This is a genomic window from Yinghuangia seranimata (assembly GCF_029953285.1).
GTDB classification, from domain to species: Bacteria; Actinomycetota; Actinomycetes; order Streptomycetales; family Streptomycetaceae; genus Yinghuangia; species Yinghuangia seranimata.
Window position 1 is genome coordinate 26,758 of record NZ_JASAOI010000026.1, and the last position, 24,343, is coordinate 51,100.

Consider the following 24,343-nt stretch of genomic DNA (forward strand, 5'->3'; position numbering starts at 1 on the left):
CCATAAGTGGTTGAATGCCTTGGCGGCTGCCGATCCTTGGGGGGCGACCGCTCGATAGCAAGGTGCTGGAGGATCCGTGGACCTGTCCCTGTCGACCCGAACCGAGGGCGGCCGTACGGTCGTCGAGGTGGGCGGCGAGATTGATGTGTACACCGCCCCCAAACTTCGCGAGCAATTGGTGGACCTCGTCAACGAGGGTAGCTACCACCTGATCGTGGACATGGAGGGCGTGGACTTCCTGGACTCGACGGGTCTGGGCGTCCTGGTCGGCGGGCTCAAGCGCGTACGCGCGCATGAGGGCTCGCTGCGCCTGGTGTGCACTCAGGAGCGCATCCTGAAAATCTTCCGCATCACCGGCCTGACGAAGGTGTTCCCCATCCATGCCACAGTCGCCGAGGCCGTTGCGGCCACGGACTGACTGACGGGCTTGATGGCGAAGGACTGATCGCGAGCGCCCGTCCGCTCCCGGCGGAGGGGCGTTCCGCCCGCCACCGCTCAACCACGTAGCGCTTCGCACCGGATAGACCGCCGGTCGGATCGTCGGCAAGTACGGCTGGGGGATCTATGGCCATCGTCGAGTTGCGCTTCACCGCGCTTCCCGAGCACGTCCGGACCGCGCGCCTGGTCGCGGCCGCTGTCGCGCGCCGCGCGGGCGTGGCCGAATCGGTGCTGGACGAAGTGCGGCTCGCGGTCGGCGAGGCGTGCCTGCGCGCGGTCGGGCTGACCCGGCAGATGGGCGGCGAAGAGCCCGTCACGGTGACGCTGGACGACGGCGAGGGCCGTTTCTCGATCGAGGTGCGGGACGCGGTGCCGCAGCCCGTGGCGGCCGGCGTCGGCGGTTCCAACGGGTCCGCCGCGGACGCATCCGGCGCGGCCGCGAACGGCGCGAGCCTGGATGTCGGGGAGAGCGAGCTGGGCCTCGCGGTGATCCTCGGCCTGGTCGACGAGCTGGATGTGAAGGCCGGCGCGGAAGGCGGCGTCATCCGGATGTCGTGGCCGTCCGCGAAGGACAAGCGCGGCGGTACGGAGCTCTGAGTTCCCCTTAGCGCGCGCATGGCGCCCGGTGCGCCGGGCGGGTGAATTTCGACGTACGGCGGGCGGCCCGATTCCCGGGCCGCCCGCCGTTGTCGTGTCCGGGGGCGGTCGCGGGAAGCCCGCCATATCCCGGCGTGGGGCCGGGAAAACCTGTTTAACCTGGGGATTGTCCGTTACGCGGCAAAGCACGCGTATTTCATAAGTAATTTGCTATGATCATGAAGATTTCAATGGTGTGTTCTTGATCATTTGCATACACTCCCATTCACGTTGTAAAAGATCGTCTAGCGCCCGTCTGAGCAGCCAGTCCGAAACATCCCTCGCGATGGAGGACGCATGTCCGGGCTCCAACACACCGATCCAGCCGTCGTCACAGCAAGCTCGTCCGCCGCACAAGTCGCCGGGAGCGACCTGACGTACGTCGTGGTGGTCGCGGTCATTGCGCTGGCCGCCCTCGGCGTCGCGGCGGTACTGGTACGCCAAGTGCTCGCCGCCGACGAGGGCACGGAGAGCATGAAGCGCATCGCCGCGGCCGTCCAGGAGGGCGCCGCGGCGTATCTGACCCGACAGTTCCGCACCCTTGCGGTGTTCGCCGCCGGGGTGTTCTTCCTTTTGATGCTGCTCCCGGCCGACGGCTGGGGCCAACGCATCGGCCGTTCCCTGTTCTTCCTCGTCGGCGCGGTGTTCTCCGCCGTGACCGGCTACACCGGGATGTGGCTCGCGGTGCGCAGCAACGTGCGCGTCGCCGCGGCCGCGCGCGCCGGATCCGGGCCCGAGGGCTCGCACGCCGCGATGCGGATCGCGTTCCGCACCGGCGGCGTGGCCGGCATGTTCACCGTCGGCCTCGGCCTGTTCGGCGCCGCGCTCGTGGTGCTGATCTACCGCGAGAACGCCCCGACGGTGCTGGAGGGCTTCGGCTTCGGCGCCGCGCTGCTGGCGATGTTCATGCGTGTCGGCGGCGGCATCTTCACCAAGGCCGCCGACGTCGGCGCCGACCTGGTGGGCAAGGTCGAGCAGGGCATCCCGGAGGACGACCCGCGCAACGCCGCGACGATCGCCGACAACGTGGGCGACAACGTCGGAGACTGTGCGGGCATGGCCGCCGACCTGTTCGAGTCGTACGCCGTCACCCTTGTCGCCGCGCTCATCCTCGGCAGGACCGCGTTCGGCGACGCCGGGCTGGTGTTCCCGCTGCTGGTGCCCGCGATCGGCGTCGTCACCGCGGTCATCGGCATCTACACGGTCGCGCCGCGCACCGGCGACCGCAGCGGCATGACGGCCATCAACCGCGGCTTCTTCCTGTCCGCGGCGATCTCCCTGGTCCTGGTCGGCATCACCGCGTTCGCCTACCTGCCCGACAAGTTCAGCAAGCTCGACGGCCTCTCCAGCACCACCGAGACCGGCAGGGCGATCCTGGACCACTCGGGCGACCCGCGGGTGTTCGCGCTGGTGGCCGTGCTCATCGGCATCGTGCTGGCCACGGTGATCCAGCAGCTCACCGGCTACTTCACCGAGACGTCGCGGCGCCCGGTCAAGGACGTCGTCAAGACCGCGCTCACCGGCCCGGCGACGGTCATCCTGTCCGGTATCTCGCTGGGCCTGGAGTCCGCGGTGTACGCGGCGGTGCTCATCGGCATCGCCGTCTACGCCGCGTACCTGCTCGGCGGCGGCATCATCATGCTCGCGCTGTTCGCCGTGGCACTCGCGGGAACCGGCCTGCTGACGACCGTCGGTGTCATCGTCGCCATGGACACCTTCGGACCGGTGTCCGACAACGCGCAGGGCATCGCCGAGATGTCCGGCGACGTCGAGGGCGAGGGCGCGCGCGTGCTCACCGACCTCGACGCGGTCGGCAACACCACCAAGGCGATCACCAAGGGCATCGCCATCGCGACCGCGGTGCTCGCCGCGACCGCGCTGTACGGCTCGTACCGCGACGCGGTCGAGACCGCGCAGAGCGAGGTCGGCGCCGACGCGCTCGCGGGCATGTCGCGGCTGCAGACGCTGTCCTTCAGCCTCGACATCTCGCAGCCGAACAACCTCGTCGGCCTGATCCTCGGCGCCGCCGTGGTGTTCCTGTTCAGCGGCCTGGCGATCAACGCGGTCTCGCGCGCCGCGGGCGCGGTGGTGTTCGAGGTGCGCGAGCAGTTCCGCACCCGGCCGGGCATCATGGACGGCTCCGAGCTGCCGGAGTACGGACGCGTCGTCGACATCTGCACACGTGACTCGCTGCGCGAACTCGCCACCCCCGGGCTGCTCGCCGTGATGGCGCCGATCGCGGTCGGCTTCGCCTTCGGTATCGCGCCGCTCGGCGCGTACCTCGCGGGCGCGATCGGCGCGGGCACGCTCATGGCGGTGTTCCTCGCGAACTCCGGCGGAGCGTGGGACAACGCGAAGAAGACCGTCGAGGACGGCACGTTCGGCGGCAAGGGCACCGACGCGCACGCCGCGACGGTCATCGGCGACACCGTCGGCGACCCGTTCAAGGACACCGCGGGCCCGGCGATCAACCCGCTGCTGAAGGTCATGAACCTCGTGTCGCTGCTCATCGCCCCCGCCGTGGTCAAGCTGACCGTCGGCGAGCACGCCAGCGGCGGACTGCGGGCCGGCATCGCGGTGCTGGCGATCCTCGTCATCATCGGCGCCGTGTGGTTCAGCAAGCGGAAGTCGATCGCCGTCGGCACCCCTAACAACAACCACGGCGCGAAGGAGGCCGAAGCGGTGGTCGGTTGACGGGGCGCGCGACAGGCGCACCCGAGTGTCGGGGGGGGGGGGGGGGGGGGGGGGGCGCGGGGCGCCCCCCCCCCCCGCGGGGGGGGGGGCGCCCCCCCCCCCCCGGGGTGGGGGGGGGGGGGCCGGGGCCGGCCCGCGCCCCCTCCGCCCGCGTCGTATGCGACCCTCGGACACGCCCGAGGCGTAACGGCGATGCGAAAAGACGGAGACGAGCGTGGCGAGGAAGAACCCGGCGAAACTCCCGGCGCTGGTGGTCGCGGCGGCCGCCCTGCTGGCCATGACGGCGGGGTGCAGCGACAGCGGCGGTGGCGACGACAAGAACAAGCAGGCGCTCGCCGACTGGGCCGCGAAGGTGTGCACCACCGACGTCACGGGCAAGATCGACGAGTCCAAGGCCGCGCTCGCCGACATGAACGCCGTCGTCCCCAAGGAGACGCCCGACGCGCTCAAGGCCCGCCTTGCCGCGGACGTCACCAAGCTCGCCGACGCCGACACCGCACTGGCCGTCGCCCTCGACAACGCCGGCGACCCCGTGGTCAAGAACGGCAAGGCCCAGGCCGTCGCCGCCGCGGGCGAGCTCCGCGCCGCCGCCACCGGCTGGAACGGCCTCAAGACCGAGGTCGAGGCGCTCCCGACGACGGACCAGAAGGCCTTCGCCGACGCCCTGCGCGCGCTCCAGCCCAACATCTCCAAGTACACCGCCGGCTCCCGCAGCGCCCTGGAGGAGCTCCACAAGGGCGAGTTGGGCAAGGCCCTGGCCGCCACGCCGGGCTGCGCCGCGACCGTCCCGGCCCCTGCCGCGAGCACTCCGGCCGCCGCCGCGAACGCGCCTGTCCCTGCTGCGAGTGCGCCGGCCCCGGCGGCGAGCACGCCCGCGGCGAGCACGCCTGCTCCCTCCGCGAGCACGCCGGTTCCCGCCGCGAGCACGCCCGCCGCCGCGACGAGCACGCCGGCCCCCGCCGCCACGTGACGGTCCGCCGCACGGGCGGGCGGGCCCGCCCGATCCGAACCGCCGCGTGGGCGGGCGGCGATCGGCTCACGGTGATCCGCCGCGGCACGTCCGACGGTTCCGCCGTCGGAGCCCGCGCGGCACGTCGGGGTGCCGCTTCGTCGTGACCTCGTCCACCCGTCCCGAGCCGCGCATACGGGTCGCGCCGCAGTGTCCCGCCCCGCCTGTGGCCGATCCGCGCCGCGGGCGAGGCAGGATGGTGTCTGTGACGATGCACGACTCCTCCCAGGTCGCCCGGCTGCGTGCCGCGCTGGACGACGCCGACTACACCGTGGACGGCTGCCTCGACGCGCTCGGGCCGCAGGCCTACGGGGCGTTGTCGCGCAGCGAGACCGTCCCGGCGCTGCGCGCGCTGCGCGGCGACGGCGGCCCGTTGGCGACGCTGATCCGGCTGTTCCTGCTGCAGACCCGCGTGCCGTACGCGCAGGCGCTCGGCGCGCTGCCGTTCGACGAGGCGGTGGCCGGCGGCCTGTTGGAACGGGACGGCGACGAGGTGCGCGCGCTGGTCGACATCCGGCCGTACGGCGAGGCCGACACCGACTGGTGGGTGGTCTCCGACCTCGGCAGCGGCATCGGCGGCGTGTCCGGGCCGCTGCGTCCGGACCACGTGCTCGGCATCGGCGGGGCGTCGACGACGCTGGCGGGCATCACCGTCCGCGAGCCGGCCGACCGCGTCCTGGACCTCGGCACGGGCTGCGGCGTGCAGGCGCTGCACGCGTCGCGGCACGCCCGTTCGGTGACCGCCACCGACGTGAACCGGCGGGCCCTGGACCTGACCCGGCTGACGATGGCGCTGTCGGGCGTGTCGAACGTGGGCCTGGCGGAGGGCAGCCTGTTCGAGCCGGTCGAGGGCGAGACGTACGACCTGATCGTGTCGAACCCGCCGTTCGTGATCTCGCCGAAGGGCCGGTTCACCTACCGCGACGGCGGCCTGCCCGGCGACGGGATCTGCCGCCGCCTGGTCGGGCAGGCGCCCGCGTACCTGGCCGACGGCGGGTTCTGCCAGCTGCTGGCGAACTGGCAGCACGTGAAGGGCCAGGACTGGCACGACCGGCTGCGGGACTGGCTGGCGCCGACCGGGTGCGACGCGTGGGTGGTGCAGCGCGAGGTGCAGGACCCGGCGCAGTACGCCGAGTTGTGGCTGCGCGACGCCGGCGACCACCAGAGCCCCGAGTACGCGGCGCGCTATGACGCGTGGTTGGACGCGTTCGAGCAGGACGGCGTCGAAGGCGTCGGCTTCGGCTGGATCACGTTGCGCAAGTCGGGCTCGGCCGATCCGGTGGTGCACGTCGAGGACTGGCCGCACCCGGTCGAGCAGCCGCTGGGCTCCGAGGTCGCGGCGTGGTTCGCGCGGCAGGACGCGTTGCGCGCGCACGACGACGCGGCGCTGCTGGACACGGCGTTCACGCTGGCGCCCGCGGTCCTCCAGGAGCAGACCGGCCAGCCGGGCGCGGAGGACCCCGAGTACGTGGTGCTGCGCCAGCAGCGCGGCATGTGCCGTGCGGACCGGGTGGACACGGTCGGCGCCGCGCTGGCGGGGGCGAGCGACGGCCGGTTGACGGCGGGCGCGATCGTCGACGCGATCGCGGAACTGCTGGGCGAGGACCGGCTGGCGCTGCGCGAGGCGGTGCCCGGCCCGCTGCGGTCGCTGGTCGCCGACGGCTTCCTCATGTTCCCCTGACCGATGCCTTGTCGGCACCCGCCCGCTTCACCGGCAGGCGGGTGTCGCGCATCGACGCGGCGGCCGCGAGTCCCAGCAGCGTGCACGGGATGACCACGAGGTACACGCCGCTGATGCCGGCCGAATACGCGTCGTGCACGGCGTCCTGGAGGGCCTGCGGGTAGCCGCGGAGGGCTTCCGGGCGGGGGAGCGCCGTGCCGCCGGCCGGGAGCCCCGGGCCGCCGGCCTCCGCGGCGCCGTGCGCGGCGAGCGCGTCCGGCAGCGTGTCGGTGAAGCGCCGCGCGATGACGGCGCCGAAGACGGCCGTGCTGATGGTGCCGCCGAGGGTGCGGAAGAAGGAGATGGACGACGTCGCGACGCCCAGGTCGCGGCGTTCGACGGTGGTCTGCGCCGCGAGGATCAGCACCTGCGAGGTGAACCCGATGCCGAGTCCGGCGACGACCATCGCGGGCCACAGCGCGACGGCGGGCGCGTCGGTGGCGCGCACCTGCCACGCGAACAGGACGGCCGCCGCGGTGGACAGCGCCATGCCGATGACCGGGAACGGCTTGACCCGTCCGGTGCGCCCGATCAGCCGTCCGGACGTGGTCGACCCGACGAAGTTGGCGGCGATGAACGGCAGCGTCAGCAGCCCGGCCTCGGTCGCGCTGAAGCCGCGCCCGAGCTGGTAGAGCTGCGGCAGGTAGACCATCGACGCGTACATGCCGGTCCCCATGAGGAACGCCGACGCGCACTGCGCGGTGAAGGAGCGGCTGCGGAACATGCGCGGCGGCCACAGCGGTTCGGCGGCCCGCCGCTCCCACAGCGCGGTCGCGGCGAGCAGCGCGAGCGCGGTGCCGCCCAGCGCGTACGCGGTGCCCGACGTCCACGCGAAGCGCTGCCCGCCGAAGGACACCAGCAGCAGGAGCGCGCTGACCCCGGAGACCAGCAGCAGCGCCCCGGCGTAGTCGACGGAGACGTCGGCGCGGCGCGGCGGCAGGGTCAGGCTGCGCTGGATGACCACGAAGGCGAGTACCGCGAACGGCAGCATGGCGAAGAAGCACCACCGCCAGCCGACGGTGTCGACGAAGACGCCGCCGAGCAGCGGTCCGATCGCGGTGGACGACGCGAAGGCCGCGCCGATCCAGCCCTGCCACCGGCCGCGCTCCGCGGTGGCCACGATGTCGCCGATGACGGCCTGGCAGAGCGTGATCATTCCGCCGACGCCGGCGCCCTGGACGGCGCGGAAAGCGATCAGCTGCCATATGCCGTCCGCGAAGCCGCAGAGTGCCGTGCCGGCGGTGAAGACGCCGATGGCGGTGAGCAGCAGCGGCTTGCGACCGTACAAATCGGACAGCTTTCCCCACAGCGGGGTAGCGGCACAATTGGTGAGGAGGTGTCCGGCGACCACCCAGGAGACCTTGTCGACGCCGCCGAGCTCGCCCGCTATCGTCGGCAGGCCGGTGGTGACCACGGTGCTGGCCAACGCGGCGATGAACATCGCGATCAGCAGCCCGGTCCCGACGGTGCGGCGCTGAGCTGCGGATATGTCGGGTTCGGCGAGGGGTGTCGCCGGTTCGGCGGCGGCCTCTCGGCTCATGGGGGAACCGCCTCCCTCATTCGGCCCGGCGCAGATCTGATGGCCCATCAGAGTTACGGGCCGTGGTCGAGGAAGCAAGATGTACCGCGCAACCATCGAGGCCCCGAACGCGCCAGCGGCGCGCCCGGGGCGTCCGAGGTGGCGGAGGGTTAGCGGCCCGGGAAGCGGGAACGGTTGCGTGCGCGTTACCGTTCGAGTGGCATCGGGCCGATCCGTGTCGTATACCGGGCAGGGCCGGTTTGACTTCGGGGGCTGGGGTACCGTCACACTCCGCCACCCGGCGGCTACAGTCCCCTGAAGGCCCCGGCCGCCACCAGCAACCTGGAGAGAAGAGCGAAGGTGTCCCCGAGCAGCGAGACCGCGCGCGAAGGCAGTCGACTCGTCATCGTCGAGTCGCCCGCCAAGGCGAAGACGATCAAGGGCTACCTTGGGCCCGGTTACGTGGTCGAGGCCAGCGTGGGTCACATCCGCGACCTCCCCAACGGCGCCGCCGAGGTCCCGGCCGCGTACGAGGGCCAGTCGTGGGCCCGTCTCGGGGTCAACGTCGATGCCGACTTCGAGCCGATCTACGTCGTCAACGCGGACAAGAAGCAGCAGGTCGCCAAGCTCAAGAAGCTCCTGAAGGACGCCGACGAACTCTTCCTCGCGACGGACGAGGACCGCGAGGGCGAGGCCATCGCGTGGCACCTCCAGGAGGTCCTCCAGCCGAAGGTCCCGGTCCGCCGGATGGTCTTCCACGAGATCACCAAGGACGCCATCCAGTCGGCCGTCGCCAACCCGCGCGAGCTCAACCAGCGCCTGGTCGACGCCCAGGAGACCCGCCGCATCCTCGACCGGCTCTACGGCTACGAGGTCTCCCCGGTGCTCTGGAAGAAGGTCGGCCCCAAGCTGTCGGCCGGCCGCGTCCAGTCGGTCGCGACCCGCCTGGTGGTCGAGCGCGAGCGTGAGCGCCGCGCCTTCCGCTCCGCGTCCTACTGGGACGTGCTGGGCACCTTCGACACCGGCCGGGCCGGCGACGCCAGCGACCCGCGCACCGTCAACGCGCGCCTGGTGAACCTGGACGGCAAGCGCGTCGCCACCGGCCGCGACTTCGGCCCGGACGGTCAGCTCAAGGGCCGCGACGTGCTGCACGTCGACGAGGCCGGCGCCCGCGCGCTGGCCGCCGCGCTCGAGTCCGCGGCGTTCTCGGTGCGGGCCGTCGAGCGCAAGCCGTACCGCCGCTCGCCGTACGCGCCGTTCCGCACCACCACGCTCCAGCAGGAGGCCTCGCGCAAGCTCGGCCTCGGCGCCAAGGCGACGATGCAGGTCGCCCAGAAGCTGTACGAGAACGGCTTCATCACCTACATGCGTACCGACTCGACCACGCTGTCGGACACCGCGATCACCGCGGCCCGCGCGCAGGTCCGCGAGCTGTACGGCGCCGAGTACCTGCCGGACGCGCCGCGCTCGTACGCCGGCAAGGTCAAGAACGCGCAGGAGGCGCACGAGGCGATCCGCCCCTCCGGCGACCGCTTCCGCACGCCCGCCGAGACCGGCCTGACCGGCGACCAGTTCCGGCTCTACGAGCTGATCTGGATGCGCACCGTCGCGTCGCAGATGAAGGACGCGGTCGGCCAGTCCGTCACGGTCCGCATCGGCGGCGTCGCGGCCGAGGCCGAGGGCCTGCCGGGGCGGGACGCGGAGTTCACCGCGTCCGGCAAGATCATCACCTTCCACGGCTTCCTCAAGGCGTACGTCGAGGGCTCCGACGACCCCGAGGCCGAGCTCGACGACCGCGAGCGCCGGCTGCCGATGGTCGACGAGGGCGACCCGCTCACCGCGACCGAGCTGACCCCCGAGGGCCACGCCACCAAGCCGCCCGCCCGCTACACCGAGGCGTCGCTGGTCAAGGAGCTGGAAGAGCGCGAGATCGGCCGCCCGTCGACGTACGCGTCGATCATCGGCACGATCCTCGACCGCGGCTACGTCTTCAAGAAGGGCACCGCCCTGGTGCCGTCCTTCATCGCGTTCGCCGTCGTCGGCCTGCTGGAGAACCACTTCGGCCGGCTCGTCGACTACGACTTCACCGCGAAGATGGAGGACGACCTCGACCAGATCGCGCGCGGCGAGACCGAGTCGGTCCCGTGGCTGCGCCGCTTCTACTTCGGCGAGGACACCCCCGGAGGCCAGTCCGGCGACCACCTCGAGGGCCTCAAGAACCTGGTCACCGACCTGGGCGCGATCGACGCGCGCGAGGTCAACTCCTTCCCGGTCGGCGAGGGCATCGTGCTGCGCGTCGGCCGCTACGGCCCGTACGTCGAGCGCGGCGACCAGCGCGCGGACGTGCCCGCCGACCTGCCGCCGGACGAGCTGACCGTCGAGAAGGCCGAGGAGCTGCTCAACAAGCCGAGCGGCGACTACGTGCTGGGCACCGACCCGGCGACCGGCCACACGATCGTCGCCAAGGACGGCCGCTACGGCCCGTACGTCACCGAGGTGCTGCCGGAGCCCGAGGCGGCCCCGGCCGCCGCCGAGCCCGAGCCGGCGCCGGTCGCGGACGCCGAGGGCTCCGCGCCGGCCAAGAAGACCGCGGCGAAGAAGACCGCCAAGAAGACCGCGAAGAAGGCCGCCGCCAAGGGGCCCAAGCCGCGCACCGCGTCGCTGTTCAAGTCGATGGCGCTGGACACCGTGACGCTCGAGGACGCGCTCAAGCTGTTCTCGCTGCCGCGCGTGGTCGGCGTCGACCCGGCCAGCGGCGAGGAGATCACGGCGCAGAACGGCCGCTTCGGCCCGTACCTGAAGAAGGGGACGGACTCGCGGTCGCTGCAGACCGAGGACCAGCTCTTCGACGTCACCCTCGAAGAGGCGCTGGCCATCTACGCCCAGGAGAAGCAGCGCGGCCGCACCGCCAAGCCCCCGTTGAAGGAGCTCGGCACCGACCCGGTCAGCGGGAAGCCGGTCACGGTGAAGGACGGCCGCTTCGGCCCGTACGTCACCGACGGCGAGACCAACGCCACGCTGCGGGCCGCCGACAGCGTCGAGGAGATCACCCCCGAGCGGGGCTACGAACTCCTCGCCGAGAAGCGCGCCAAGGGCCCCGCGCCCAAGAAGCGCGCGGCGGCCAAGAAGGCCCCGGCGAAGAAGGCTCCGGCGAAGAAGACCACCAGCCAAGCAGCGAAGAAGGCTCCGGCCAAGAAGACGACCTGACGCGGCACCCCGCCGGCCGTGGCCGGAAACCGGGCAAAGGCCGAGCCCCCGGACAACTGTTCGGGGGCTCGCGCGCGTACCGCCGCGGCCGTGACGCAAGTGTGACGGACCACGCCGAGGCCGTGGGGAAACGCCGTATCGAACGTCGTTTCCCGCCCCGCCGTCCCGGCTAGGGTTGACGGCATGACGCAAGCCGAGCAGCAGAAGGCCGAGGCGGCCATACCGCCCCGGGCCACGGATCCCGTGCACGGTATCGGGGGCGTCCTGAAGATCGCCCCGTACCGCCGGTTCTGGACCGCCGTCGCCGCGTCCGCGCTCGCGGACTGGCTCGGCCTGCTCGCGCTGACATCCGCCGCACTGTGGACCGTCGACGGCGACTACCTCGACTTCGCCGCGGCCGTGGCCGCGGTGTTCGTGCTGCGCCTCGTGCCGGCCGCGCTCGTCGCGCCGCTCGCCGGCCAGATCGTCGACCGCCTCGACCGGCGCTGGACGATGGCGGTGTGCGACGTCATCCGGTTCGGGCTGCTCGTGTCCGTGCCGTTCGTCGACGAACTGTGGTGGATCCTCGCGGCCACCGCCCTCGGCGGCATCGCCGGGGCCTTCTGGGGTCCGGCCCGGGACGCGACGGTGCCCAACCTCGTGCCGCGCCAACGGCTGGCCACCGCCGCACAGTTCAACCTGGTCACCGGCTACGCGGCGGCGCCCGCCGCGGCCGTGCTGTTCATCCTGCTCTCGCTGCTGACCCGGCTGCTGGTGCCGTCGGTCTCCACGCTGCAGACCCACCCGTCCGACATCGCGCTGTTCGTCACCGCCGCGATCCACCTGGTGTCCGCGGTGTGCGTGTACATGCTGCGCATGCCCACCCGCGGCCGCGCGGTCAGCGCCCGGCGGGCCAACCCGCTCACCGTCCTCGGTGACGGGCGCCGCGTCTTCGGCAACGGCCGCACCACGCGCGGCCTCGTCACCGGCCTGCTCGCGCTGTTCCTCGCGGGCGGCGTCCTGGTCGGGCTCACGCCGCTGTACACCGCCGAACTCAAGGCGGGCAACGCCGCGTACGGCACGGTCTTCCTGGCCCTGCTCGGCGGCATCGCGCTCGGCCTGCTGTGGGGGCCGCGCGTCGTCCCGGCGTTCAGCCGCCGCCGGCTCTTCGGTATCGCCGTCGCCGCCACCGGCGTGGTGCTGCTGTTCATCGGCGTCATCCCGAACGTCGTCGTCACCGTGGTGCTGACCACCGCCCTCGGCGCGCTCGCGGGCATCGCGTGGGTCACCGGCTACACGCTGTTCGGCTTCGAGGCCGGCGAGGACCTGCGCACCCGCGCGTTCGCCTTCGTCCAGGCCGCCGCGCGCATCACGCTGGTGGTCGGGCTCGCCGCCGGCGCGCTGATCGCCGGCGCCATCGGGCTGCACACCTGGACCGCCTCCCGGTACGTGTTCACCTACAACGGCTCGGCGATGGCGCTGGCCGGCACCGGCGTCGTCGTCGTGCTGCTCGGCGTCGTCGCGCTGCGGCTGGTCGACGACCGGCCCGGCACCCCGCTGGTGCGCGACCTGATCGACTCGGCCCGCAACGTCGACCACGTCAACGGGCGCCCGGCCGGCACCCCCGGCTACTTCATCTCGCTCGAGGGCGGCGAAGGCGTCGGCAAGTCCACCCAGGTCGAGGCGCTCGCCGCGTGGATCCGCAGCAAGGGCCACGAGGTCGTCGTCACCCGCGAGCCCGGCGCCACCGAGATCGGCAAGCGGCTGCGCGCGATGCTGCTCGACATCGACAACACCGGCATCGACCCGCGCGCCGAGGCGCTGCTGTACGCCGCCGACCGCGCGGAACACGTCGCCACCGTCATCCGCCCCGCGCTCGCCCGCGGCGCGATCGTCATCACCGACCGCTACGTCGACTCGTCCGTCGCGTACCAGGGCGCCGGCCGCGACCTCGGCACCCGCGAGATCGCCCGGGTCTCGCGGTGGGCCACCGACGGCCTCACGCCGGACCTGACGATCCTGCTCGACCTCGACCCCGAGATCGGCCACGCGCGCTTCACCGAGGCGCCCGACCGGCTCGAGTCCGAGCCGCAGAGCTTCCACCACCAGGTCCGCGCGGCGTTCCTCGACCTGGCCGCCGCCGACCCCGACCGGTACCTCGTCGTGGACGCCGCCCAGGAGCCGGACGCGGTCACCACCGCCATCCGCCACCGCCTCGACCGCGAACTGCCGGTCTCCGAGCAGGAGAAGCGGCAGGCCGAGGAGCTCGCCCGCCGCGAACGCGAGGAAGAGGAGCGCCGCAAGGCCGAGCGCGCCCAGGCCGAGGCCGAGAAGCAGGCCCTCATCGCCCGGCTCCGCGCCGAGAGCGAGGAGCGCCAGCGGTTCGCCGAGCAGCAGCGCCTCGCCGAAGAGGCCGCCAAGCGCGCGGAGGAGGAGCGGATCCGCGCCGAGGAGGAGGTGCGGCGCCGCGCCGAGGAGCAGGAGCGCCTGGCCGCCGAGGCCGTCCGCCTGGCCGAGGAGGCCAAGCAGCGCGCCGAGGCCGATCGCCTGCGCCTCGAAGAGGAGGCCGCCCGCCGCGCCGAGGAGCAGAAGCGGCTCGCGGAGGAGGCCGAGCGACGCGCCGAGGAGGCCCGCCGACGGGCCGACGAAGAGGAGCGCATCCGCGACGAGCAGCGGCGGCGCATCGAGGAGGAGACCGCCCTCCGCGCCGAACGCGACCGCGTCGCCGCCGAGCACGAGCGCGCCGCCGAGGCCGAGCGCCGCCGCCGCGCCCAGGAGGAGCGGCACCGCCGCGAGGAGCAGGCCGCCGCGGACGCCGCGCGCCGCCGCGAAGAGGCCGCCGCCCGCGCGGTCGAGGCCCAGCGCCGCGCGGAGGAGCGCGAGCGCGCCGAAGAGGCCCTGCGTCTCGCCGAGGCCGAACGCCGCGCCGCCGAGGCGGACGCGGCCCGCGCCGTCGTCGCCGCCGCGGCCGCCCAGGCCCGCGCCGCGAAGGAAGCCGCCGCCCTCGCCGCGGAAGCCGACAAGACCCCGCTCCACGGCACCCCGATGGTCACCGACGAGGACGAGACCCCCCTCCACGGCACCCCGCTGAGCACAGCCAACGGCTCCGCCCCGGATGCCCCGGAAGCCCCGGAAGGCACCCTCCCGGCCGACCCCGAGGCCCCGTCGGACACCACCGAGCCGGAAACCACCGAACTCCAGGTCGTCCGCCCCGGCCCGACCGAGGAACCGCCGGCCGGATCCGAGGACGACACCCAGCAGATCCCCAAGCTGAAGCTGGACGCCAACGGCAAGCTCCCCCCGCTGGCCGACCACCCGGCCCCCGCCGACGAAACGGCCGTCCTCCCCGCCCTCACCCCCGACCAGCTCAACGGCGACGACCCGGACCACACCCTGGCCGACGACCTCCTGGGCCCCTGGGGCCGCACCGACCCCCGCCCCGAACCCGAAGAGGCCGAACCAAAGCGCACCCGCTGGCGCCGCAAGCCCTAGCCCCGACGAGACGCCGGCCCCGGCGGTGCGCCCGCACAACGGGCCACCGCCGGTTCCACACCCAGAGACCGACGAGGCCGAGCCGAGGCCCGGCCGCGGCTGCGGCTGGTCCCGACGAGCGGTGGAACCCGGCATGCGGAGGCTGCGCGGAGCCACGTCTGGACGCCGACGAGGCCGAGTCGCAGCGTGACGGGGACGGAGCGCTGAAGCCGGCGGTGGGCCCCCCGAAGGGCTGTCGCCGGTTCGCGCCAGGACGCCGCCGCAGCGCGGCCGCCGGCGCCGCAAGCCCTGGCGCCGACGAGGCCGCCGAACGGTGTACGCCGGCGCCGCAAGCTACGGCCCCGACGGGCGCTACGGCCCCACAAAGGGCCACCGCCGGTTCCCGCTCGGCCCCGCTTCGCCGCAGCCGCCACGAACAGGGCGCGCACCGCGTCGCAGGCCTGCCGCCGGTGCGGCGTCTGCGCGCCCGGTCGTCTGCGTGGACGCGTGGCCGCACCGCGATCGACGGATCGCCCCGGCCGCGCAGCCGACGAAGGCCACCGCCGGTCCCGCGCCCGGCCGCGCTCCGCTGCTTCCCGGCATTCCGCCGTCCAAGGGCTGCGCGGAGCCTCGTCCGGACGCCGAGGAGGCAGGCCGAGTCGCAGTGCGGCCGCTGGCGCCGCAAGTCCGCCGACGGGTGCAGCGTCTGCGCGCCCGGTCGTCTGCGTGGACGGGGGGCCGCACCGCGATCGACGGATCGCCGCGGCCGACGAAGGCCCAGTCCCGCGCCCCGCGCCGCGCTTTGCTGCTCCCGGTGCACCGGCCCGGGTGAGCATCACGTCCTGCCGCCGGTGCAGACGCCGCGCGGAGCCACGCGGGGGCACCTGCGCGGGCCGGTGACCGCACCGCGATCGACGGATCGCCCCGGCCGCGCTTCCGACAAAGTCCACCGCCGGTCCCGCGCCCGGCCGCGCTCCGCTGCTTCCCGGCATTCCGCCGTCCAAGGGGGAGGCAGGCCGAGTCGCAGTGCGGCCGCTGGCGCCGCAAGTCCGCCGACGGGTGCGGCGTCTGCGCGTCCGGTCGCCCGGACGGGCTGTGACGGACCCGCGGTCGGCCTGTGTCGCTGTCGGGCAGCCACCGCTGCGGGGTGCCGGCGATCGCACCCGCCCGTCCGGCGATGTCGTGGTCGGTGGTCGGGCGGGCCGGCGTCGTGTCGTGGCGCTGTTCGCTCGCTGTCGGGTGGCCCGGGTACCGTCGTAGCGGAGCCCGTCCGCCTTTGTGGCGTCCGAGGTGCCGTTGTTGGAGCGTTGCAAGCCCGTACTCGAGGAGCCCGTACCCGTGACCGTGTGGGACGACCTCGTCGGCCAGGACCGAGTGATCGCGCAGCTGCGGTCCGCCGCGGTGGGGGCGCGGGGGGTGCTGGCGGGGGAGGAGTCGTCCGGCGGCATGACGCACGCGTGGCTGTTCACCGGGCCGCCCGGGTCGGGGCGGGCGACGGCGGCGCGGGCGTTTGCGGCGGCATTGCAGTGTGTGAGTCCTGACCTGTCCCTCGGCGGTGAGCCGGGGTGCGGGCATTGCGACGGCTGCCACACGTCGTTGACCGGTACGCACGCGGATGTCGACGTCGTCTCGACCGAGCTGCTGTCGATCGGCGTCAAGGAGACCCGCGACCTGGTCCGCCGTGCCGCGTTGTCGCCGGCGGGAGGCCGGTGGCAGGTGATCGTTCTCGAAGACGCCGACCGTCTGACGGAGGGCGCCGGGAACGTGCTGCTGAAGGCGATCGAGGAGCCGGCCCCGCGCACCGTCTGGATGCTGTGCGCGCCGTCGGTCGAGGACGCCCTGCCGACGATCCGGTCCCGGTGCCGCCACGTCGCGCTCCGCACGCCGCCGGTCGCCGCCGTCGCCGACATGCTCATGCGGCGTGACGGCATCGACCCGGAGATGGCCTCGTACGCGGCCCGCGCGACCGGCGGGAACATCGACCGTGCCCGCCGCCTCGCGACCGACGAGCAGGCCCGCAGCCGGCGCGCCGAGGTGCTCGGACTGCCGCTCCAGTTGGGCGACATCGGCAGCTGCATGGCCGCCGCGCAGCGGCTCGTCGACGCCGCGGCCGCCGACGCCAAGGAGATCACCGCCGAGCTCGACGCCCGCGAGACGGAGGAACTGCGCAACGCGCTGGGCGCGAACGGCCCAGGCGGCCGCCTCCCGTCGGGCACGGCGGGCGTCGTCAAGGAGCTGGAGAACCGTCAGAAGAAGCGTGCGACGCGTACGCAGCGCGACTGCCTCGACCTCGCGCTGGTCGACCTGACCGCGTTCTACCGGGATGTCCTCACCGTCCAACTCGGCGCCCCCGTACCGCTGGACAACGAGCAGGTGCGCCCGTCGGTGGACCGCGTGGCGCGGGCCGGGACGCCGGAGGACACGCTGCGCCGCATCGAGGCGATCCTCGCGTGCCGCGAGGCGATCGACGCGAACGTCGCGCCGCTGCTGGCGGTCGAGGCGATGGCGTTGACGCTGCGCGCGGGCTGATCAGGGGCCGCCGCGGTGCCGCCGTTCGGTAAAGATCCCCGAACGGCGTAAGGCAGGGAACCCGGAGCGGGGTTCGGAGCGTCGACATGGGAGAGTTCGGGACGGCACATCTGCCGCCTCCCCGGTCACATCGACCTCAGCCGCAACCCCCCAAGGACGGTGCAACCAGTGCGACCGGCGACGCGGAAAGCGCTTACGGCCCTGCTGATCGCGGTGACGTTGGGCGTCGCGTACGCGCTGGTGTCCCGCTCGCGGCGGGCGCCCGCCGAGCCCGCCGCTGTGCCCGACGAGGCGCCGCGGCCCGTCGAACCGGAACCCGTCCGTCCGGAACCGGTGCTTCCCGTACGCGAGTTCCGCGCCGCCCCGGCGGCCCCGGCCGAGCCCGCGCGGCGCCCTGAAGCCGAGCCCTCGGCCGTCCGCGCCGCCGACCGAAAGGCGAGGCCGACCCCGTCGCGCGCGTCCCTTCCGGTCGAACCGCCCCGGCCCGTACCGGACATCGTCGAGATCGACCCGGACCGCCTGCCTCCGGTCGCGCCCGTCGCGAACCCCGTCCCCGTGTCGGAGGTTCCGCCCGCCGCGGACGCGAAGCCGGCCCGCGGCGGGCGCCGTTCGCAGTTCGTGGTCGGCGGCGTCGCACTGGCGTTCGTGGTCACCGCCGCCGCGATCGGCACGATGGTCTACGGCAGTGTGTCGGACAAGGACAACGCGAAGTCCGCCGCGTCGTCGGCGCCCACGGGCCGCGGCGCGAGCCCGTCCGCCAGCCCGTCGGCGACGTTCGCGCCGCTGCCGCCGCAGAAGTTCGAGTCGGCCGGCACCCGTTCGGGCGGCGCGCTCAACCGCCTCACGCTGTCCGGCCGGCGCTCGGGCGTCACGGCGGACGTATGGGTGTGGCTGCCGCCGCAGTACCAGCAGAAGGAGTTCGCCGGGAAGACGTTCCCGGTGCTGGTCGTGCACTCGTCGTACCCCGGCGTGGACGCGAACTCGATGCTGGACCAGAAGTCGGGCCTGCTCGCCAAGCTGACCGAGGGCGTGTCCAACGGTTCGCTGCCGCCGTTCATCGTCGTCGCGCCGGAGCTGACGCCGTACACCCAGGCCGAGTTGGACCAGGCCGCCGACCCTGCGACGCTCGACACCGAGTGCAGCGACATCCCCGGCAAGCCCCGCATGGCGACGTTCCACAACGAGGATGTGCGCGAGGCGGTCGCCGCGACCTACCGCGTCGCGCCGGACCGCACCGCGTGGGCGCTGCTCGGCGAGGGCGCCGGCGGCCTGTGCGCCGCGAAGTACGCGCTGCAGTACCCGCAGTACTACGCCGCCGCGGCGAGCCTGTCCGGGCGTACGACGCTGCGCTCGCCGCTGTGGCCGACCCCGGCGGCCCGCTCCGCGCAGGACCTCGCGCAGCTGCTCGCGGCCAAGCCGGACGTCCGTGTGCTGCTGTCGAACACGACTGGCGACACGACGGGGCGCCAGGCGTCCACGGCGCTCAAGGACGTGGCGAAGGCCCCGACCGTGGTCGAGGCGAGCAGCGTCACGGGCACCGCGTCCGGCACCGGGTCGGGCGACACGGCCAAGCAACTGCCCGCCGCCCTGACGTTCCTTGATCGCTACATCGTCGACCCGACCGCCGCGGGTACCCCGGCGACCGGCGGCACGCGGCGCTCGTCGGGGCGCTGAACGGCGGCCGACCGGCCGCTGACCAGCCGCCTTCGGCCCGCCGCGGCCCAACGGGCGGGGGGATCGGCGTGATAGTCATGCCATGTGACTATCCCTGCCCGCCCCGCCTCGCGCGCCCGTACCGCGGGCCGCCGCGCGATACCCGCGGCCGTCCTCGCCGCCGCCCTGCTGGCCGGCTGCTCGTCCGGCGGCGGCACCGCCGCCGACAAGGCCAAGGAGGCCGCCGACCGCGCCGGTTCGGGCGGCTCCGCGAACCCGTCCGACGCGCCCGGCGGCCCCGCGACCGCGCAGAGCAACCCGGCGCTGAAGGCGTTCTACGGGCAGAAGCTCGCCTGGAAGCCGTGCGAGGACGACCCGGACACCAAGAAGAAGGACGAGTCCGACTTCCAGTGCGCGACGATGCGCGTGCCGCTGGACTACGCGAACCCGGGCAAGCGGTCGATCGACATCGCCGTCATGCGCATGCCCGCCGCGAAGCAGGCGTCCCGCAAGGGCTCGCTGCTGACCAACCCCGGCGGCCCGGGCGGCTCCGGCATCGACTACCTCAAGCAGGCGTACGAGCAGTTCGACGGCACCGTCCACGACAACTTCGACGTCGTCGCGTTCGACCCGCGCGGCACCGGCGCCAGCACACCCGTCGCGTGCCTGGACGACGCCACCCGCGACCGGCGCAACGCCGAGGACGGCCCGGACCCGCAGGACCACAAGGCGTCCAAGGACTTCTCGGACAAGCGGTCGAAGGAGTTCGCCGCCGCGTGCCAGGCGAAGTCCGGCGACCTGCTGCCGTTCATCGGCACCCGCAACGTGGCCCGTGACATGGACGTCCTGCGCGCCCTCGTCGGCGACCAGCGGCTCAACTACCTCGGCTACAGCTACGGCACCTACCTCGGCGCCCTCTACGCCGAGGAGTTCCCCGACCGGGCCGGCCACCTCGTCCTCGACGGCGCTGTCGACCCGAACGAGGACCCGCTCGACAGCTCCGTGAACCAGTCCGTCGGCTTCGAGAAGTCCTTCACCCGCTTCGCGAAGGACTGTGCCAGTCGCAGCGACTGCCCGCTGGGCACCGACCCGAACAAGGCCGCCCAGATCGGCGCCGACTTCCTCGACGGGCTGCGCACCAAGCCGCTGCCGACCCGCGACAAGGCCGCCCGCAAGCTGAGCTCCGGCCTCGGCTGGACCGGCGCCATCAGCCTGCTGTACGGCGACGAGGACCGGGCGTGGAAGTACCTGCGCGAGGCCCTCACGTACGCGATGCAGCGCGGCGACGGCACCGCCCTGCTCTTCTACGCCGACAACTACAACGGCCGCGACACCTCAGGCCACTACGACGGCTCCGAGGACGCCCTCCCGGCCATCCGCTGTGCCGACCGCCGCGCCGACGCCCCCACGCCGGAGCACATCGCGCAGGCGCTGGACCGGCTGCGCCGCGAGGCCCCGCTGTTCTCGCGCGACACCGACCAGTCCGACTTCGAGGGGCCCGACTGCGAGTTCTGGCCGTACCAGACGCCGGAGAAGCCGCACACCATAAAGGCGCCCAAGGACCACCCGATCCTCGTCGTCGGCACCACGGGCGACCCGGCGACGCCGTACGCGGCGTCCGAGAGCCTCGCGGCCGGGATGGAGAACGCCACGCTGCTGACCCTGGAAGGGGAAGGGCACACGGCGTACGGCAAGGGCAGCACCTGCATCGACACGGCGGTCAACGCGTACCTGATGGACGGCACGATGCCCGAGAAGGGCAAGCGCTGCACGTGAGCCGACCCGGCCCGCCGCGAGCCCTCGACGGTGCGTGACGCCGTGTCGCGTGTCATGTGAGCCCCGCCCCCTCCGGGCGGGGCTCACGCATGTCCGGGATTCCCGCCGCGCGCCGCCCGTCGGTGCCGGGCCACGGCACCGGTCGGCGGCTACGCTCGTGGGTACGAAGCAAGCGATCCGGCTGCCGCGCGCGGCCGAGGGCCGACGATGCGAGGGGCGGTACGGGTGAGGCGAGGCGTCGGCGCGGTTGTGGTCGCGGCGGTCCTGCTGGCCGGGTGCTCGGGAGCCGGCGACGTCAAGGACGCCGCCAAGCACCCGCCGAGCGGCTCACCCCTCCCCTCCGGCGGCGCGACCACCTCCGTGCCGATGCCGGAGGCCGGGCACATCAGCTGGTCGAAGTGCCAGGACGGGTTCGAGTGCGGCGTCCTGCAGGTGCCGCTCGACTACGCGGACCCCGGCGGCGAGAAGATCAAGCTCGAGCTGATCCGCAAGAAGGCCACCGGCCCCGACCGCATCGGCTCGCTGCTGGTCAACCCGGGCGGTCCGGGCGGCTCCGGCGTCGCGTTCGCGCGGTACGCGGCGAGCGAGTTCCCGAAGAACGTCCGGGCGCGCTACGACATCGTCGGCTTCGACCCGCGCGGCGTCGGCCGCAGCACGCCGGTCAAGTGCCTGAGCGACCCCGACATGGACAAGTTCACGCAGCTCGACCAGACCCCCGACAGCCCCGACGAGGAGCGCGCGCTCGTCGACGGCTTCACGCGCTTCGCCGACGGCTGCAAGTCCAACGCGGGCAGCCTCCTGGGGCACGTCAGCACGGCGGACGCGGCCCGCGACATGGACCAGATCCGGGCCGCGCTCGGCGAGCCAAAGCTCAACTACCTGGGCGCCTCGTACGGCACGTTCCTCGGCGCCACCTACGCCGACCTCTTCCCCGACAAGGTCGGCCGGCTCGTCCTCGACGGGGCGATCGACCCGAGCCAGCCCGCCGTGACCGCCAACCGTATCCAGGGCGGCGGCTTCGAGACCGCGCTCAACGCCTACCTCGACGACTGCGTCGCGGGCGGCTCGTGCTTCCTCGGCCCCACCCGGGACGCCGCCAAGGCCCGCATCAGCGCGCTGCTCGCCCAGCTGGACGCGAGCCCGCTGCCCGGCGACGGCACCCGCCGCGTCGACGAGGCCATCGCCACCACCGGCATCCTGTCGCCGCTGTACTCGCGCGACCAGTGGAGCGACCTCACCCTGGCCCTCCAGGCGGCGCTGCGCGGCGACGGCAAGCCGCTGCTCGAACTCAACGACATGTACTACGAGCGCGGTTCCGACGGCCACTACACCAACCTCATGTACGCCAACGCCGCCGTGAACTGCCTCGACGGCCCGCCCGCCGCCACCACCCCCGACCAGGTCAAGGCGCAGGTCCCCGAGTTCACCCAGACCTCGCCCACCTTCGGCCGCGCGCTCGCCTGGGCCGGCCTGACCTGCGGCACCTGGCCGACCGCCCCGACCGGCACCCCGCACACGATCAAGGCCCCCGGCGCCGCCCCGATCCTGGTCGTCGGCACCACCCGCGACCCGGCCACCCCCTACGCCTGGGCCCAAGCCCTCGCCGGCCAGCTCTCCTCCGGCCACCTCCTCACCTACGACGGCGACGGCCACACCGCCTACCTCCGCGGCAGCACCTGCGTCGACACCGCCGTCGACACCTACCTCCTGACGGGCACCACCCCGCCCGACGGCAAAACCTGTAATTGATCACCGCGCGGGCTGTGTATGCTTATCGCCGTCCCCACCACCACGGTGGCGACACGCCGCCTTAGCTCAGTCGGCCAGAGCGACGCACTCGTAATGCGTAGGTCAAGGGTTCGATTCCCTTAGGCGGCTCAGCGTAAAGACGCTGGTCACAGGCCAGTTGTCCACTGCCCGTCCGGAACACTCCGGGCGGGCAGTACGCATTTTGTACACGTGGTTCCGGGCGGGTGCCTACGCGACCAACGCGGTTTGGGGTGTGCGCGGCGTCGGGATCGCCGTCGGAGCACCCCGCTCGACGACCGCCCGCATCGCCGTGACGAGGCGCGTGCGCAGCAGCAGCCGCTCCCGCTTCGCGTCGAGCGCGTCGGCTACCTCGTCGAGCCGGTCGGGCCACAGGTGCCCGTAGATGTTCAGCGTCATGGCCGCGTCCTTGTGCCCGAGCATGAGCTGAATCACCTTCACGTCCGCGCCAGCTGCAATGGCCAGCGAGGCCGCGGTGTGCCGCAGCTTGTGCGGCGTGATCCCGAGACCGCCGAGCCCGGCCGCCTTCACAGCCTTGTCGAACACCCGGCCCCGGAAGTTGCTGTACCGGAGCGGCCCGCCCCCGGGCGCGGTGAACAGCAGATCGGCCGCCTTCAACCCGGCCGCCGCCGCGCTCAGTTCCTCGGCGAAGGAACGGGGGAGCGGGACGGAGCGCTTCTCGTGGTTTTTCACCGGCCCGAGTGCGAGCACGCCCTTCACGTCGCTATACGCCTGGACGATCCGCAGACGCCGCGTGGCGGCGTTGATCCGGCCGACCTTCACCGCGGACGCCTCACCCCAGCGGATCCCGCAGTACCCGAGAACCAGGATGAGTGTGCGGTAGTCGTCGGCCGCGTCCGCCAGCCGTTCCAACTGCTCGTGCGTCAGATAGACGTGATCGTCGTCATCGTCGACGGCCGGCAACTCGTGATCGGTCGCCGGGTTCACCGCGATGCGACCGGACTTCACCGCGTGCTTCATGACCATGGCGAACACCCGGTACGTCTTGATGACCCGCGCCGCGCCCAGCTTCCGACCGGACAGCCCCGGCTGATCGCACAGTTCAGCGATCCACGCGGACACCTCGGCCCACTGCACCGCCGAGACCTGCCAGCCACTCCACTTCGGCAGCACGTAGCTGTCCAGGAGTTCGCGGTAGTCCCGCAGCGTGGTCCGCGCCTTGCTGCGCTTCGTCGCGAACCACTCCTCGGCGACGACGGAGAACAGCGCCTTCCCGAGTGCGGGGTCGCGGTAGCTGCCCTTGTCGAGCCGCGTCGTGATCGCCGTGACCTCGGCCTCGGCCTGCGGCAGCTTCCCGAACGTCTTGGCCTTGCCCTTCCCGTCCGGCCCGTACCAGCGCACGCGCCACCGGCCCGGCGGCTGCCGTTTGCTGCCGGCCTTCTTGGCCGCTTTCCACTTGACGATCGCCTCTTGGTAGTCGGCGTGCGTCTCCCGGTCCTCAATCCATACCCGTGCCATCAGTCCTCTCCGGCTGGATAGAAGTTCTCGCGCCGGCCAGGCGGGCGAGCGTAGAAGTTCCACGTCAAGAGGCGACCCTCTGGATCGCCGGGGTTGATGGCTTCGATGGGCATGGCCCCATCGGCCCAGTCCCACGCACGATCAGCGCTGACCGCGCCAACGCCTGTGAGGTCGGCAATCTCGGCGTGGTCGTCGGTGAACGGCAGCAACATCGTTGAGACGTTGACGCCGAGGACGATTGCGAGCGCGACGAGATCGTCGACATCAACGCGACGGGTTCCGCTCTCGATGCGCGAGATACCCAGCGGCGGAATGGGGCGCCCCAACTCACCTACAGCGTCGGAGAGTTGCTTTTTCGTGAGCCCGCGCGCTTCGCGGAGCCGTGCGAGGTTTACGCGCACCTGATGCCCGGTCGGCCCCAACGGATTCTTCTTCTCGTCTGCCACCGCCTCAGAGTCGCATCAAA

The 24,343-nt window shown here is 72.9% G+C and carries 14 protein-coding genes and 1 tRNA gene; 12 read left to right on the plus strand and 3 right to left on the minus strand.

Translation table 11 applies throughout. From position 1 onward, the window contains the following. Nucleotides 1-76: 76 nt before the first annotated feature. From QI554_RS17435 to QI554_RS17455, 5 genes are all read left to right on the plus strand, one after another. Entirely contained in the window at nt 77-418 is a 342-nt protein-coding gene (locus QI554_RS17435) for an STAS domain-containing protein (protein WP_281470920.1), read from the plus strand. 146 nt (nt 419-564) lie between these two features. Continuing rightward, the gene (locus tag QI554_RS17440) at nt 565-1,035 is read left to right on the plus strand and encodes an ATP-binding protein (protein ID WP_281470921.1); all 471 of its coding nucleotides are present in this window, start codon (nt 565-567) and stop codon (nt 1,033-1,035) included. A 336-nt stretch (nt 1,036-1,371) separates the two neighbouring features. Then, nucleotides 1,372-3,768, plus strand: a complete 2,397-nt coding sequence (locus QI554_RS17445) for a sodium-translocating pyrophosphatase (protein WP_281470922.1) — start codon at nt 1,372-1,374, stop codon at nt 3,766-3,768. 214 nt (nt 3,769-3,982) lie between these two features. Then, nucleotides 3,983-4,738 (plus strand): hypothetical protein, encoded by a 756-nt coding sequence (locus tag QI554_RS17450; RefSeq protein ID WP_281470923.1) that lies wholly within the window; start codon nt 3,983-3,985, stop codon nt 4,736-4,738. A 235-nt stretch (nt 4,739-4,973) separates the two neighbouring features. After that, nucleotides 4,974-6,458 carry a class I SAM-dependent methyltransferase gene (locus tag QI554_RS17455; RefSeq protein WP_281470924.1) on the plus strand — a complete coding sequence of 495 codons (1,485 nt, stop codon included), beginning with the start codon at nt 4,974-4,976 and terminating at the stop codon, nt 6,456-6,458. Here the strand turns inward: QI554_RS17455 and QI554_RS17460 are convergent. Next, entirely contained in the window at nt 6,445-8,037 is a 1,593-nt protein-coding gene (locus tag QI554_RS17460) for an MDR family MFS transporter (RefSeq protein ID WP_281470925.1), read from the minus strand. The genes QI554_RS17455 and QI554_RS17460 overlap by 14 nt on opposite strands. Before the next feature lie 339 nt (nt 8,038-8,376). Between QI554_RS17460 and topA the strand changes: the two genes are divergently transcribed. The 7 genes from topA to QI554_RS17495 all read left to right on the plus strand — a co-directional run bounded on the left by topA (nt 8,377) and on the right by QI554_RS17495 (nt 22,509). After that, on the plus strand, nt 8,377-11,223 hold the full coding sequence (topA, locus tag QI554_RS17465) for a type I DNA topoisomerase (protein ID WP_281470926.1): 2,847 nt from the start codon (nt 8,377-8,379) through the stop codon (nt 11,221-11,223). Between the two features lie 183 nt (nt 11,224-11,406). Beyond that, on the plus strand, nt 11,407-14,694 hold the full coding sequence (gene tmk, locus QI554_RS17470) for a dTMP kinase (RefSeq protein ID WP_281470927.1): 3,288 nt from the start codon (nt 11,407-11,409) through the stop codon (nt 14,692-14,694). Between the two features lie 1,317 nt (nt 14,695-16,011). Beyond that, entirely contained in the window at nt 16,012-17,202 is a 1,191-nt protein-coding gene (locus QI554_RS17475) for a DNA polymerase III subunit delta' (protein WP_281470928.1), read from the plus strand. 168 nt (nt 17,203-17,370) lie between these two features. Further along, complete coding sequence (locus QI554_RS17480; protein ID WP_281470929.1) at nt 17,371-18,876, plus strand: alpha/beta hydrolase-fold protein; 1,506 nt, start codon at nt 17,371-17,373, stop codon at nt 18,874-18,876. An 84-nt stretch (nt 18,877-18,960) separates the two neighbouring features. Then, nucleotides 18,961-20,631 carry an alpha/beta hydrolase gene (locus tag QI554_RS17485; RefSeq protein WP_281470931.1) on the plus strand — a complete coding sequence of 557 codons (1,671 nt, stop codon included), beginning with the start codon at nt 18,961-18,963 and terminating at the stop codon, nt 20,629-20,631. A 207-nt stretch (nt 20,632-20,838) separates the two neighbouring features. After that, nucleotides 20,839-22,380 carry an alpha/beta hydrolase gene (locus tag QI554_RS17490; protein WP_281470932.1) on the plus strand — a complete coding sequence of 514 codons (1,542 nt, stop codon included), beginning with the start codon at nt 20,839-20,841 and terminating at the stop codon, nt 22,378-22,380. A gap of 55 nt (nt 22,381-22,435) precedes the next feature. Then, a tRNA-Thr gene (locus QI554_RS17495) sits at nt 22,436-22,509 on the plus strand. 99 nt (nt 22,510-22,608) lie between these two features. On the opposite strand, the gene QI554_RS17500 is transcribed toward QI554_RS17495, so the two are convergent. Then, nucleotides 22,609-23,877, minus strand: coding sequence for a tyrosine-type recombinase/integrase (locus QI554_RS17500; RefSeq protein ID WP_281470933.1), 1,269 nt, complete (start codon nt 23,875-23,877; stop codon nt 22,609-22,611). After that, complete coding sequence (locus tag QI554_RS17505) at nt 23,877-24,323, minus strand: transcriptional regulator (RefSeq protein ID WP_281470934.1); 447 nt, start codon at nt 24,321-24,323, stop codon at nt 23,877-23,879. Before QI554_RS17505 ends, QI554_RS17500 begins: the two co-directional genes overlap by 1 nt. Nucleotides 24,324-24,343: the final 20 nt, after the last annotated feature.